The 12,846-nt window shown below is 73.3% G+C and carries 12 protein-coding genes; 8 read left to right on the top strand and 4 right to left on the bottom strand.

What is annotated here, in order from left to right; translation table 11 throughout:
- Nucleotides 1-53: 53 nt before the first annotated feature.
- The 3 genes from corA to GA0070560_RS10570 all read right to left on the bottom strand — a co-directional run bounded on the left by corA (nt 54) and on the right by GA0070560_RS10570 (nt 3,426).
- Nucleotides 54-1,202, bottom strand: coding sequence for a magnesium/cobalt transporter CorA (corA, locus tag GA0070560_RS10580; RefSeq protein ID WP_091294336.1), 1,149 nt, complete (start codon nt 1,200-1,202; stop codon nt 54-56).
- Nucleotides 1,203-1,794: 592 nt separating this feature from the next.
- Nucleotides 1,795-2,889: an aminotransferase-like domain-containing protein gene (locus GA0070560_RS10575; protein ID WP_091294333.1), complete on the bottom strand. Its 1,095-nt coding sequence runs from the start codon at nt 2,887-2,889 to the stop codon at nt 1,795-1,797.
- A 147-nt stretch (nt 2,890-3,036) separates the two neighbouring features.
- Complete coding sequence (locus GA0070560_RS10570; protein WP_091294330.1) at nt 3,037-3,426, bottom strand: CBS domain-containing protein; 390 nt, start codon at nt 3,424-3,426, stop codon at nt 3,037-3,039.
- Nucleotides 3,427-3,541: 115 nt separating this feature from the next.
- Between GA0070560_RS10570 and GA0070560_RS29775 the strand changes: the two genes are divergently transcribed.
- The 5 genes from GA0070560_RS29775 to GA0070560_RS10550 all read left to right on the top strand — a co-directional run bounded on the left by GA0070560_RS29775 (nt 3,542) and on the right by GA0070560_RS10550 (nt 7,002).
- Complete coding sequence (locus tag GA0070560_RS29775; protein WP_281183895.1) at nt 3,542-3,670, top strand: hypothetical protein; 129 nt, start codon at nt 3,542-3,544, stop codon at nt 3,668-3,670.
- A complete protein-coding gene (locus tag GA0070560_RS10565; RefSeq protein ID WP_091294328.1) occupies nt 3,667-4,437 on the top strand; it encodes a hypothetical protein in 771 nt (256 codons plus the stop codon). The genes GA0070560_RS29775 and GA0070560_RS10565 overlap by 4 nt, the downstream gene beginning before the upstream one ends.
- 81 nt (nt 4,438-4,518) lie before the next feature.
- Nucleotides 4,519-5,250, top strand: coding sequence for a phosphocholine cytidylyltransferase family protein (locus GA0070560_RS10560; RefSeq protein ID WP_091294326.1), 732 nt, complete (start codon nt 4,519-4,521; stop codon nt 5,248-5,250).
- The gene (locus GA0070560_RS10555; RefSeq protein ID WP_091294324.1) at nt 5,238-6,305 is read left to right on the top strand and encodes an iron-containing alcohol dehydrogenase family protein; all 1,068 of its coding nucleotides are present in this window, start codon (nt 5,238-5,240) and stop codon (nt 6,303-6,305) included. Before GA0070560_RS10560 ends, GA0070560_RS10555 begins: the two co-directional genes overlap by 13 nt.
- Entirely contained in the window at nt 6,280-7,002 is a 723-nt protein-coding gene (locus tag GA0070560_RS10550; protein ID WP_091294321.1) for a CDP-alcohol phosphatidyltransferase family protein, read from the top strand. The genes GA0070560_RS10555 and GA0070560_RS10550 overlap by 26 nt, the downstream gene beginning before the upstream one ends.
- 446 nt (nt 7,003-7,448) lie before the next feature.
- On the opposite strand, the gene GA0070560_RS10545 is transcribed toward GA0070560_RS10550, so the two are convergent.
- A complete protein-coding gene (locus tag GA0070560_RS10545; protein WP_091294319.1) occupies nt 7,449-8,729 on the bottom strand; it encodes a glycosyltransferase in 1,281 nt (426 codons plus the stop codon).
- A 128-nt stretch (nt 8,730-8,857) separates the two neighbouring features.
- Between GA0070560_RS10545 and GA0070560_RS10540 the strand changes: the two genes are divergently transcribed.
- The 3 genes from GA0070560_RS10540 to GA0070560_RS10530 all read left to right on the top strand — a co-directional run bounded on the left by GA0070560_RS10540 (nt 8,858) and on the right by GA0070560_RS10530 (nt 12,825).
- A complete protein-coding gene (locus GA0070560_RS10540) occupies nt 8,858-9,718 on the top strand; it encodes an Fpg/Nei family DNA glycosylase (RefSeq protein ID WP_091294317.1) in 861 nt (286 codons plus the stop codon).
- Nucleotides 9,719-10,046: 328 nt separating this feature from the next.
- A complete protein-coding gene (locus GA0070560_RS10535; protein ID WP_091294314.1) occupies nt 10,047-11,558 on the top strand; it encodes a sugar transferase in 1,512 nt (503 codons plus the stop codon).
- Nucleotides 11,559-11,601: 43 nt separating this feature from the next.
- On the top strand, nt 11,602-12,825 hold the full coding sequence (locus GA0070560_RS10530) for a sensor histidine kinase (protein WP_091294312.1): 1,224 nt from the start codon (nt 11,602-11,604) through the stop codon (nt 12,823-12,825).
- Nucleotides 12,826-12,846 lie beyond the last annotated feature (21 nt).

Raw genomic sequence — 12,846 nt, 5'->3', positions numbered from 1 at the left:
GGCCAGGGCGGGTGTCGAAGTCCTCGGCTCGGCCACGGACTTCGACACCCGCCCTACAGCCAGCCGTTGCGGCGGAACCAGCGGTACAGGGCCAGCGAGATGGCGAGCATCAGGGCGAGTACGCCCGGATAGCCGTACGTCCACCTCAGCTCGGGCATGTTCTCGAAGTTCATGCCGTAGACCCCGGCGAACGCGGTCCAGACCGCGGCGATGGCCGCCCACGCGGCGATCTTGCGCATGTCGTTGTTCTGGTCGACGGTGACCTGCGCCAGCCGCGCCTGGAGGATCGAGTTGAGCAGGTCGTCGTACGAGTTGACCTGCTCGACGGTGCGGCTGAGGTGGTCCTGCACGTCCCGGAAGTAGCGGCGCACCTCCCGGGGCACCTCCCGGTTGACCTCGGCCACCAGGGTCAGCAGCGGTCGTTGCAGCGGCACCACCGCCCGCTTGAACTCCACCAGTTCCCGCTTCATCTGGTAGATCCGCTGGATCCGGCCACTGCCCTGGGGCGCGAAGACGTCGGCCTCCAACACGTCGAGGTCGTCCTCCAGCCGGTCGGCCACCTCCAGGTAGAGGTCCACCACCCGGTCGGTGACCGCGTACGCGACGGCCCACGGGCCGTGCAGCAGCAGTTCCCGCTTGGCTTCCAGGTCGGCCCGGACCGGCGCGAGCCGGTTGGCGTCCCCGTGCCGGACGCTGATCAGGAAATCCGGCCCGATGAAGAGCATCACCTGCCCGGTCTCCACCACCTCGGAGCTCTCGGTCAGTTCCGCGTGCTCGCAGTAGCGGGCGGTCCGCAGCACCAGGAAGCTGACCTCACCGAAGCGTTCCAGCTTGGGGCGTTGCTGCGCCTTGACCGCGTCCTCGACGGCCAACTCGTGCAGGCCGTACGTCTCGGCGATGGCGGACATCTCGGTCAGCTCCGGCTCGTGCAGCCCGAGCCAGACGAACGCGTCCCGTTCCCTGCGGGCGGCCTCCAGCGCCTCGGCGTAGTGCCACTCGCCGGGCTGCCGTTCGCCGTCGACGTAGAGGGCGCAGTCCACCACGCCGCTGCGCACCGGCCCGGCCGGGGCGGGGGTGCGGGGGGAGCCGTCGGCGTTGAGGATGCGGGACATCGCGCGCACCGGCGCGGCCCAGGCGCGCGGGCTGAGCACCCGGGCGCTGTACTGCGTCGCCGACCGCTCCCGACCACCCCGCTCCACCATGACCGGTCCCCTCCCCACCCGCTCCGCCCTGCACGCTACGCCGCCCCTCCCACCCCCACCTCACCCCCGCCCACCCCACCCCGCGCCACGCCACCCCGCGCCGTGCCGTGCCGCGCCACCCCGCGCCGTGCCGTGCCGCGCCGCGCCGCGCCGTGCCGTGCCGCGCCGCGCCGTGCCACCCCGCGCCGTGCCGCGCCGCGCCGTGCCGTGCCGCGCCGCGCCGCGCCGCGCCGATCTTGCAGTTCGGGTCGCCCGTTCGCGACTTTCCGCCCGGTATGCACCGACCACAACTGCAAGATCGCCGGGGGCGAGGGAGGAGAGGGGTGGAGGGAGGGGTGGAGGGAGGGGTGGGAGGAGGGTGGTGGGGGCCGGGTGGGGCGGGCCGCGTTCAGGGGGGTGAGGGGGCGACCCGACCCACCCGGCGCCCGGTGGGGGCGGGGGTGATGTCGAGGGCGTCGCCGGGGTGGCGGCAGGTCACCGGGGGCCGGCGGCCAAGAGGTGAGCGACGCTCGCAGCATTGTGTGACGACGGCCGGCCCGGGGGCAGACCCGGACCGGCCGTCGTTACGCGATTGTGGTGAAGTCGGTGCTGCTCAGCCTCGAACGGCGGCCACGGCATCCGCGAGCCGCCGCACGCCCTCGTCGATCCGGTCCGCGGTCACGGCGGAGAACGCTAGCCGCAGCGCGTGCCGACCGCCGTCGACCATGAAGTCGCTCCCCTTCACCACGGCGACACCGCGCTCGGCGGCGGCCGGGGCGAGCTTCGCCACGTCCACGTCCTCGCCGAACTCGACCCAGAGGAAGTAGCCGCCGTCCGGCTCCACGAAACGGGCTCCCGGGATGTGCCGGCGCAGCGACTCGGCCAGCACCCGGGCCCGCTCACCGAGAGCGGTCGAGACCGTCTCGATCGACCGCTGGATGTCGCCGGAGACGCAGAACTGGTGCACGATCGCCTCGGAGACCATGCCGGGCGAGATGTAGAGGCTGGTCGCCTTCTTGGCGATGTCGGCGATCAGGTCCGCCGGCCCGACCAGGTAGCCGACCCGGACACCCGGGCAGACCGTCTTGGTGAAGCTGGAGGCGTGCACCACGACGTTGCGGGTGTCCAGCGAGAGCATCGACGGAAGCGGCTCGCCCCGGAACCGGATGTCCGCGTACGGGTCGTCCTCGAAGATGGTGAACTCGTACTCGGCCGCCAGGTCGAGCAGTTCGCGCCGCTTCTCCAGGGAGAGGGTCACGCCCGCCGGGTTCTGGTAGTTCGGGATGACGTGCGCGAGTCGGGGCCGCACCCCGGACTCCAGCAGCTTGCGCAGCTCGGCGGTGTCCAGGCCGTCCGGCTGGATCGTGACGCCGTGCACCTCGCCACCCATCTTCTGCAGGTTGAGCAGCGTCCGGTCGTACGTCGGGCGCTCCACGACCACCGCGTCGCCACGCCGGACCAGGTGGTCAAAGAGGAACGCGTCCGCCTGGAGCGAACCGTTGGTGACCAGCACCTGCTCCGGGGTGACGCCGTGCTTCTCCGCGATCCACCTGCGCAGGGGCGGGTACCCGACGGACGTGCCGTACGCGGTCACCCCGGCGGGATCGGCGTCGAAGGCACGGACGGCGGCGGCCTTGAGGCCCTCGACATCGACGATGTCCAGCGAGGGAGCTCCACGGGCGAACGAGATCAGCTGCTCGGCGGTCATGCGCACGAGCCTAGGGCCTGCCCCGGCGACTCCGACCGGCATACACGCCAAGTTCAACATGCGGGCAGGCGAGGCGGTCGGCGGACGCGAGCCGGGCTCCCGTCCGCCCGGGCCGGGGGCCGCTCCGACAGCCCCCGACACCGACCGTCAACCGACCTCCTGGCGCTGCTGCGACCAGACCCGCATCAGATCGCGTACGGAGATCACGCCGGCCACCTCCCGGCCGTCCAGCACCACCAGGTGCCGGAAGCCGCCCCGGGCCATCGCCGCGGCCGCCTCCTCCACCGTCCAGTCGGGACCGGCGTAGACGACCTCCCAGCTCACATGCGCCGCGACCCGCTCCACGTCGCAGTCCTGCCCGGCCCCGATCGCGTTGAGCACGTCACGTTCGGTCATGATGCCGACCCCCTCGGAGTCCGGGTCGATCACCACCGCCGAGCCGACCCGGCGGGCCGACATCATCCGGGCCGCCTGACGGAGCGTGTGCTCCGGACCGACCACGAGAACCTGCTTGGACATCGCTTCCCGAACCTGCATCACGCATCACCCCTTTGGGACGGTGGCACCCGATCCCCCACATGGTGGGCCCGACGGCAGATCAGGACAAGACCGGGCATCGGCGCGGGCGGCGTCCGCTCGCTACTGTCGTGACGTGCCCACCGAGCCTCTCCGCTGCGCCGACGCGCTGATCGTGGACGACGATGGCCAGCGCCGGACTGCCGAGCGGCTGCGGCGGGTCGTCCCGCACACGTCCGCCACGCTCCGGTCGATCGGACGGTGAACTCCGGCGTCGACCTGCCGCCGCACCGGTTCGCCGGGCTGGTCGCCCCGGCGGTCGAGCGGACCTTCGTCGCGGGCATGCTCGCCGGCCGCGACGGCGGCGGCGCCGAGCTGAGCCAACGGTACGGCGGGCCGACGGCCACCGGCTTCCTGGTCGAGTTCCGCACCCGGCTCGCCGCGCCCGGCGGGGTGGTCGACGGGGCGGGCTTCGCCGCCGTCACCCGCCACCGGGATCCGGCCACCTGCCAGCGGGTGCTGGACAAGCACGTCGCGCACGGCACGATCACCCGGCGGCCGGACGGCGGCTTCGCCGCCACCGAACGTGGCACCGACTTCCTCACCGAGATGTACCAGGTGCACGGCGAGGTCACCGAGGAGCTGTGGGCCGGGCACGACGCCCGGGTGCTGCGGTTGGTCGAGGCGTTCGGCCGGCTGCTCGCGTACGCGCTGCTGCTGGCGGAGGAGCCGGACGCCGAACCCGGGCCGGCCTTCGCCGCCATGGCCCCGCCGTACGAGCCGGACGGCGCCCCGCCCGGGGTGCTGCTGCTCAACCGGCTCGGCACGCTGCGTTACCGCCGGGCCGACGCGCACGCCGCAGCGTGGACCGCCGCCGGGCACACCGCCACCAGCGTCACCGAGCTGCCGGAGGGGCCGGAGCGCCGGGCGATCGATCTGGAGACGGATCGGCGGGCCGCCGGCCCGTACGCGGTGCTCAGCGCCGAGGAGCGGCTGGCCGTGCTGGCCGACCTGGCCGCCCTGCCCGGCTGATCAACCGGTTGGCGACGGGCCGTCCGTCACCCGGGGCTATCCTCCACGGTGACCTGGGAGTCGTACGAGGGAGGACCCCGCATGATCGGGATGGTGCTGGCGGCCGGCGCGGGACGCCGACTGCGCCCGTACACCGACACGCTGCCCAAGGCGTTGGTGCCGGTGGACGGTGACACCACCATCCTGGACATCGCGCTGCGCAACCTGGCCGAGGTGGGGCTCACCGAGATCGTGATCGTGGTCGGGTACGCCGCCGATGCGGTCGTCTCCCGCCAGGCGGAGCTGGAGAAGCGCTACGGCGTCACGATCACCCTCGTGCACAACGACAAGGCCGAGGAGTGGAACAACGCCTACTCGCTGTGGCTGGCCCGGGAGCACTTCTCCCGTGGCGTGCTGCTGGTCAACGGCGACACCGTGCACCCGGTGAGCGTGGAGAAGACCCTGCTGGCCGAGCGCGGCCCGGGCATCCTGCTGGCGGTCGACACCATCAAGGCGCTGGCCGACGAGGAGATGAAGACCACCTTCGACGCCGCCGGCCAGCTCACCCGGATCACCAAGCTGATGGACCCGGGCGAGGCGTACGGCGAGTACATCGGCGCGACGCTGATCGAGCCGCAGGTGGCCGACGCCCTGGCCGACGCCCTGGAGACGACCTGGCGGCGCGACCCGAACCTCTACTACGAGGACGGCTACCAGGAGTTCGCCGACCGTGGCGGCGAGGTGCGGGCGGCCCCGATCGGCGACGTCTCCTGGGTCGAGGTCGACAACCACGACGACCTGGCCCGGGCGCGGGAGATCGCGTGCCGCTACTAGCCCGTACGGTGCTGACCCCGCTGCACATCGACGTGCGGCGCGGGGCGGTGGCCGACCTGGCCGCGATCCTCGCCGACGGCCGGATCTCCGCCGGCGGTGACGTCGCGGTGGTGGTCGGTCCGGGCCAGGGCGGGCAGATCGCCGAGCTGGTCCGGCCGTCGCTGCGCTCGGCGGACGTGTTCACCGTCGCCGGGGGCACCCTGGAGGCCGCCGACGAGCTGGGCGGCAAGCTCCGGGCCCGGTCGTACGACGCGGTGGTCGGCATCGGCGGCGGCAAGACGGTAGACGTCGCCAAGTATGCGGCGACCCGGCGTGGGCTGCCCATGGTGACCGTGGCGACCAGCCTGGCCAACGACGGCATCGCCTCCCCGGTGGCGAGCCTGGTCAGCGAGGGCATCAAGGGCTCGTACGGGGTGCACATCCCGATCGCGGTCATCGTCGACCTGGACTTCGTGGAGAGCGGGCCGGAGCGGCACAACCGGGCGGGCATCGGCGACGCGATCAGCAACATCAGCGCGCTGGCCGACTGGGAGCTGGCCCGTCAGGTACGGGGCGAGCCGGTCGACGGCCTGGCCGCGTCGCTGGCCCGGATGGGCGCGGAGGCGGTGCTCGCCCATCCCGGCGACATGACCGACGACGCGTTCGTCACCGTGCTCGCCGAGGCGCTGATCTCCAGCGGCCTGGCGATGGCGGTCTGCGGCACCAGCCGGCCGGCGAGCGGCGGCTGCCACGAGATCATGCACGCCGTCGACGCGCTCTACCCGGACACCGCCTCGCACGGGGAACTGGCCGGGCTCGGTGCGCTGTTCTGCACCTTCCTGCGCGGCGACGAGCGCCGGTTCAGGGAGATGTCCGCCTGCCTCGCCCGACACGGACTGCCCCGGCTCCCCGCCGACGTGGGCCTCAGCGACGACCAGTTCGTGGCGGCGGTGCAGTTCGCGCCGAGCACCCGGCCGGACCGGTACACCATCCTGGAGCACCTGGCGATGTCGCCTTCCGAGACGCGGGATCGGCTGGCAGACTACGCCGGTGCAATCCGCGACCACTGTGGTTGAGCCCCGTCCCACCGTCGCCGACTTCCACCGGGTCAACCGGGGCGGCGGCCTGTTCAGCGAGTCGGTCAGCCAGTGGATCGGCGCGGTGTTCGCGCTGGTCGCCCAGCGGCTCGGGCTGCGCCCCACCGCGCTGACCATCACCAACCTGGTGCTCGGGCTGGCCACCTCGGTGACCGTGGTGGCGCTGGCCGGCCGGGTCGCCGCCGGGGACGTACCGGCCTGGGTGGTCGGACTCGCCGCGCTGGTCGGCTGGCAGGTGGCGTACGCCCTGGACTGCGCCGACGGTCAGCTCGCCCGGGTGACCGGGCAGGGCAGCGCGGCCGGCGCGCGGGTCGACGTGCTCTGTGACGTGGCCGCCCAGATCGCCCTGGTGGCCGCGCTCGCGGCGACGGCCGTGGCGCAGCGGCCCGGGACGCCGAGCTGGCTGGTGGCGGTCTTCGCCGGCACCTGGATGGTCAACCTGGTGACCTCGGTGATGCAGTCCGGCCCGAACGCGGCCAGCATGGTCACCTCGACCTCGCTGCCGGTACGCCTGGCCAAGCTGGTCCGCGACTACGGCGCGGTGATCTTCGTGGCGGCGCTGGTGCTGATGTTCGCGCCCGCGCTCACCTTCTGGGTGGTCGTCGCGTTCACCGTCGTCAACGGCGGCTTCCTGCTGGCCAGCATCGCCTTCTCCGCCCGCGCCTCCCTCCGCTGACCGCGGCCCTCGCCCGGCTCGCGCGGTGCGGTCGAGGCCATCCAGTCAGGCGCTCTGCGCGCCGACCTCGTCCCGACGCCGACCACGCCGACCACGTTGATCGCGTTGATCGCGTTGGTTGGGTTGGTCGCGTTGGTTGGGTTGATCGACTCCATGTCGGCGACATGGCGGCTTCCCACCGTCTCCGACACCGCCATGTCGCCGCAATGGAGTGGATCATGCGTGTAACGGCCCCGCGTCCGGCCGGGACCGCCCGCAGGCCACGCCCGACAGGCGGGCGAGCAGGCCGGACGGGCGAGCAGGCCGGACGGGCCGACTGCGCAGCAACGCCGGCTGCGCAGGGACGGGCCGGCCCGCAGCAACGCCGGCCCGCTGGAACGGGCCGGCTGCGCAGGGACGGTCGGCCGCCTCGACCAGCGTGCCGTCCTGCGGGCCGGGCACCCCGGTCAGGGGCGGGTCGGGGCGGCGAGGGCGGCGTAGATGTCGAGGTGGCGCTTGATGACCACGTCGGGGTGGAAGGTGCGCTCGTAGCGGGCGCGGGCCGCCGCCGCGAGCGCGGGCGCGCCGGCCCGGGCGACCGGGAGCGCGGCGGCCATCGCCACCGGGTCGGGCGGCACCACCCAGCCGGCCTCGCCGGTGACCAGGCCGGCCGGCACGCCCGACGGACCGGCCGGCGGCGGCAGCTGACCGGCGACGGCGGAGGCGACCGTGGCAGGGCCGGTGCCGGCCGGCTCGTGCGGGGCGTCCGCCCCGACCAGGTACGGGATGCCGCCGAGCGCGGTGCCGAGCACCGGGCGACCGCTGGCCAGCGCCTCGATGATCACCGTCGGCAGCACGTCGTGCCACATCGAGGCGGCGATCACCACCGCACTCGCCTCGACCGCGGCGCGGACCCCGGCCCGGTCGAGCTGGCCCAGGTAGACCACGTCGGGGCGTTCGGCGGCCGCCGCCTCGACCAGCGGGCGTAGCTCGCCGTCCCCGGCGACGCGTAGCGTGCCGAGCGCTCCCACCGGGTGCCGCCGCCACGCCTCCAGCAGCAGGTCGAGGCCCTTCTCCGGGGTCAGTCGGGCCATGTAGAGGAAGCCGTCGCCGAGCAGGGCCGGGGCACCCGGGTCGGGTACCGAGTTCGGCTTGACCACGATCCGGTCGGCCGGGACGCCGTAGTCGCGCAGGTGGTCGGCGATCGCCGAGGTGAGCGCGATAAACCGGTCCACCGAGCGCCAGGTGCCCCGGTGCACGGCCAGCGTGGTGGCCATCAGGGCGCTCTGCGCCGTCGAGCCCCGGTAGCACTTGTGCACGATCGCCGGCACGCCCAACGCCCGCCCCTTGCAGTCCTGGCAGATCATCCCGTCGCGGAAGTAGATCCCGGAGGAGCAGACCTGCCGGTAGTTGTGCACCGTCTGCACCACCGGCACGCCGTGCCGGTGCGCGGTCCGCACCACCCAGGGCGAGAGCAGCGGGTACGGGTTGTGCAGGTGCAGCACGTCGGGGCGGTGCTCCCGCAGCAGGCGGCTGAGGTCATCCTGGGCGCGCGGGGCCCAGATCGGGGAGATCGGCAGCAGCGCCTTGGCCGCCCTCGACATCGACGGGATCTCGTCGGAGCTGCGGATGAACGGCAGCACCTCCACACCGGCGGCGGTGAGCTGGGCGATCTCCGAGTCGACCATGGTGTTCTCGCCGGAGGGCTGGGCCTCCCGGTACCGGTTGTGCGCCACCACGATCTTCACAGGGCTCGCCTCTCGTCGCCGACCGGGCCGGTCCGCGCCCGCGGGCTCCGGCCGGCGAGTTCGCCCCGCCCGGCAGGACTCGCAGGCGCGTTCCTCGCGCGCACGGGAAAGAAGGCTACCGTTGGGACGTGCCCGAACTACCGGAGGTGGAGGCGCTCGCGGGTTACCTGCGTGAGCGCGCGGTGGGGCGGCGCGTCGACCGGGTCGAGGTCGCCGCGATCAGCGCCCTGAAGACGTACGACCCGGCGCCCACGGCGGTGTCGGGCCGGGCGGTGGTGGACGCCCGGCGGCACGGCAAGTTCCTCGACGTGGTCTTCGACGGTGGCCTGCACCTGGTGGTCCACCTGGCCCGGGCGGGCTGGCTGCACTACCGGGAGGCGTTCGCCTCGACCGCCCCGCTGCGCCCCGGCAGGAGTCCGGTCGCCCTGCGGGTACGCCTCGACGACGGCTCCGGCTTCGACCTGACCGAGGCGGGCACCAAACGGAGCCTGGCCGCGTACCTGGTGACCGACCCGGCGCAGGTGCCCGGGGTGGCGAAGCTGGGTCCGGACGCGCTCGGTGCCGACCTGGCCACCTTCGCCGAGCGGATGTGCAGCCGCAGGGGCCAGGTCAAGGGGGTGCTGACCGACCAGGCGGTGCTGGCCGGGGTCGGCAACGCGTACTCGGACGAGATCCTGCACGCGGCGAAGCTGTCACCGTTCGCGATCACGGACCGGCTCACCGACGACCAGCTCGCCGCCCTGCACGCGGCGACCCGGGCGGTTCTCGGCGACGCGGTCCGCCGGTCGGTGGGGCAGCGCGCGGCGGAGCTGAAGGGCGAGAAACGCTCCGGGCTCAAGGTGCACGCCCGGACCGGGCTGCCCTGTCCGGTCTGCGGCGACACCGTCCGGGAGGTCTCCTTCGCGGACTCGAGCCTGCAGTACTGCCCCACCTGCCAGACCGGCGGCAAGCCGCTCGCTGACCGTCGGTTGTCCCGTCTCGTACGGTGAGTGACGACACTCTCCGACTACGGAGAGGAATCGTCCCGGTCGCGTGGAACCTACCGGTCCGCGACTCTTCCGGACCCCTGATCGATCGGTATAGTGGCTCGGTCCCCGGCTTCGAAAATGACCTGGAGTCGGCCGGATCCCCGCTGGCAACACCAGGCGCAATGTCCCTCGGGTCAGCGTCCGGCCCACCGCCCGCGTGGGAGACTGGAACGGTGGGCGACCCGCGCCCCTCACGGCGAGTGAGCGGCGCGTGGCATGCGGGAGGACATGGGTTGAGGTGACGACAAGCCTCCAGCGCCCGGTAACCAACACAGGCCGGAGCAAACTCGTGCGGCACGTCGACAGCTTCGAGATCCAGCCGCCGACACCGCCGTCGCACAACGGCGTACCCCGGTCGGCGTGGGCTCGCGCCCGCCGTCGGGTGTCCCGCTGGCACCGGCCGTACACGATCGCCCTGCTCCTGCTCGACTTCGGGGCTGCGGCGCTGGCGAGCTTCCTCGCCATCCAGATCTTCGACCAGGCGGCCTCCGGCTTCTACGGCGTGAAGGAGGACCCGACCTGGTTCCACACGGTGGCCTTCCTGCTGCTGCCGCTCGGCTGGGTGGTCATCCTCTGGGGCAACCGGGCGTACGACCGGCGCTACCTCGGGCTCGGCCCGGACGAGTTCAAGCGGGTGATCCGGGGCGGGGTCGCGGTGGCCGCGACGGTCTCCTTCATCGCTTTCGCCACCGTGACGCAACTCTCCCGCTGGACGGTCGGTTTCGCCCTGCTCGGGGCGTTGGTCCTGATCCTCGTCGAGCGGATGGTGGCCCGCGCCCTGCTGCACGCGGTACGCCGCCGGGCCGGCCACGCCGGGCACCGGATGGTGCTGGTCGGCACCCTGCCGGAGTGCCTGGAGGTCTACACCGCGGTCACCCGCAACCCGGGCGCCGGCCTGGTGCCGGTGGCCATCCACATCACCGACGGGTACGCCGCGGCCCGGGGCATCGAGACCCCGGTGCCGGTGTACGCCGGCCGGGACGTGCTCGCCCTGGTCCGTGAGGTCGGTGGCGACACCATCGCGGTCTGCGGCTCGGCCAGCGCGGAGCCGGGCGAGCTGCGCCGGCTGGCCTGGCAGTTGGAGGGTTCCGGCGTCGACCTGGTGGTCGCCCCGCAGCTCACCGACATCGCCGGCCCCCGGGTGCACATCCGCCCCATCGAGGGCCTGCCGCTGCTGCACGTCGAGGAGCCGACCCTGTCGGGTCCGGCGCTGCTGGCCAAGAACCTGATGGACCGGGTCGCCGCCGGCCTGGGCCTGCTGGCGCTGATCCCGGTCTTCGCCGCGATCGCGATCGCGATCCGCCTCTCCGACCCCGGCCCGGTCTTCTTCCGGCAGCCCCGGGTGGGCCACGAGGGGCGCACCTTCCGGGTCTGGAAGTTCCGGACCATGTACGTCGACGCCGAGGAGCGGCTGGCCGGTCTGGTCGACCAGAACGAGACCGACGGGATGCTCTTCAAGATGAAGCAGGATCCCCGGGTCTTCCCGGTGGGCCGCTTCCTGCGCGCCTCGTCGCTGGACGAACTGCCCCAGCTGATCAACGTGCTCTGGGGGGAGATGTCGCTGGTGGGGCCGCGTCCGCTCCCCGCCGACGACGGCGACTTCCTGGGCGACGTCCGGCGTCGACTGCTGGTGCGTCCGGGTATGACCGGGCTGTGGCAGGTCTCCGGCCGCTCCGACCTGTCCTGGGACGAGGCGGTCCGGCTGGACCTCTACTACGTCGACAACTGGTCGCTGGCGTACGACCTGAGCATCCTGTGGCGCACGGTGGGCGTGGTGCTGGCCCGCAAGGGCGCGTACTGACCTGCCCCTTGGCGGAACGGCCGGAACAGGCCAGGATCGCTGCGTGGGTGGCAACCTCTCCGCCGTCGTCGGCGTCGTCTCGCTGGTCACCGCGCTGGCCGCGGCGCTCTGGGCGGCGCTGCGGCTGCGTGGCCGGCGGGGCATCGCCACGGCCAGCCAGCGGGCCACCTACGAGGTGCTGCACACCGCCGGCCTGGCCGCCGAGCCGCTGCGGGCAGGGCTGAGCCCGGCGGGCGCGGCGAAGGCCGTACGCCATCTGCGGGCCCTGGTGGGCGCGGCCGGGCTGGCGCTGACGGACCGCGACCAGCTGCTCGCCCTCGACGGTCGCGGCGCGCACCACGGCGACCAACTGCTGGCGGCGGCCCGGCGCACGGTGGAGGCGGGCCGGTCGACGGTGCTCGGCGACTCGGAGCTGCGCTGCGACCGGGTGGACTGCCCGGTGCGCGGGGCGGTGCTGGCCCCGTTGAGCGCCGACGGGCGGGTGGTCGGCGCGCTGGTCGCGGTCGCCGACGCCCCACCCGCGCCGGGGCTGGTGCAGGCCACCCTGGAGACCGCGCACTGGGCCGGGGACCAGCTCGCCCTCGCCGAGCTGGAGTCGTCGCGGGAGCGGCTGGCCCGGGCCGAGGTCCGCGCACTGCGGGCCCAGATCAGCCCGCACTTCATCTACAACGCGCTGACCGCGATCGGCTCGTTCGTCCGCACCGACCCGGAACGGGCCCGCGAGCTGATCCTGGAGTTCGCCGAGTTCACCCGGTACTCGTTCCGGGCGCACGGCGAGTTCACCACGCTCGCCGAGGAGCTGCGCTCGATCGACCGCTACCTGACCATCGAGCGGGCCCGGTTCGGCGACCGGTTGCAGGTGCGGTTGCAGATCGCGCCGGAGGTGCTGCCGGTAACCCTGCCGTTCCTCTGCCTCCAACCATTGGTGGAGAACGCCGTCCGGCACGGGTTGTCCCGCAAGCCCGGCACCGGCATGGTGAGCATCGAGGCCCGGGACGCGGGCGCGGAGTGTCACATAACGGTGGAGGACGACGGAGTGGGCATGGATCCGGCCACGCTGACGGCGGGCATCGCCGAGCTGGCCCGCGCCGGCAGCGACCCGACCGACGACCCGGGCCAGCACGTCGGCCTCTCCAACGTCGACGAGCGGCTCCGGTCGGTCTTCGGGGACCGGTTCGGCCTGGTCGTCGAGACCGGCCCCGGCTCGGGTACGAAGGTGAGTCTGCGGGTGCCGAAGTTCCATCCCGGCGTACGGGCGGGTTCGTGAGCGAGCGCAGCGAGCGAACCG

The sequence above is a fragment of the Micromonospora halophytica genome (assembly GCF_900090245.1).
GTDB lineage: Bacteria > Actinomycetota > Actinomycetes > Mycobacteriales > Micromonosporaceae > Micromonospora > Micromonospora halophytica.
This window is presented reverse-complemented; position numbering and strand designations above follow the sequence as displayed.

Bases quoted from the DNA above. Each gene is read 5' to 3' on its own strand.
- corA (WP_091294336.1), bottom strand. From the start codon at position 1,202: ATGGTGGAGCGGGGTGGTCGGGAGCGGTCGGCGACGCAGTACAGCGCC.
- GA0070560_RS10575 (WP_091294333.1), bottom strand. From the start codon at position 2,889: ATGACCGCCGAGCAGCTGATCTCGTTCGCCCGTGGAGCTCCCTCGCTG.
- GA0070560_RS10570 (WP_091294330.1), bottom strand. From the start codon at position 3,426: ATGCAGGTTCGGGAAGCGATGTCCAAGCAGGTTCTCGTGGTCGGTCCG.
- GA0070560_RS10560 (WP_091294326.1), top strand. From the start codon at position 4,519: ATGATCGGGATGGTGCTGGCGGCCGGCGCGGGACGCCGACTGCGCCCG.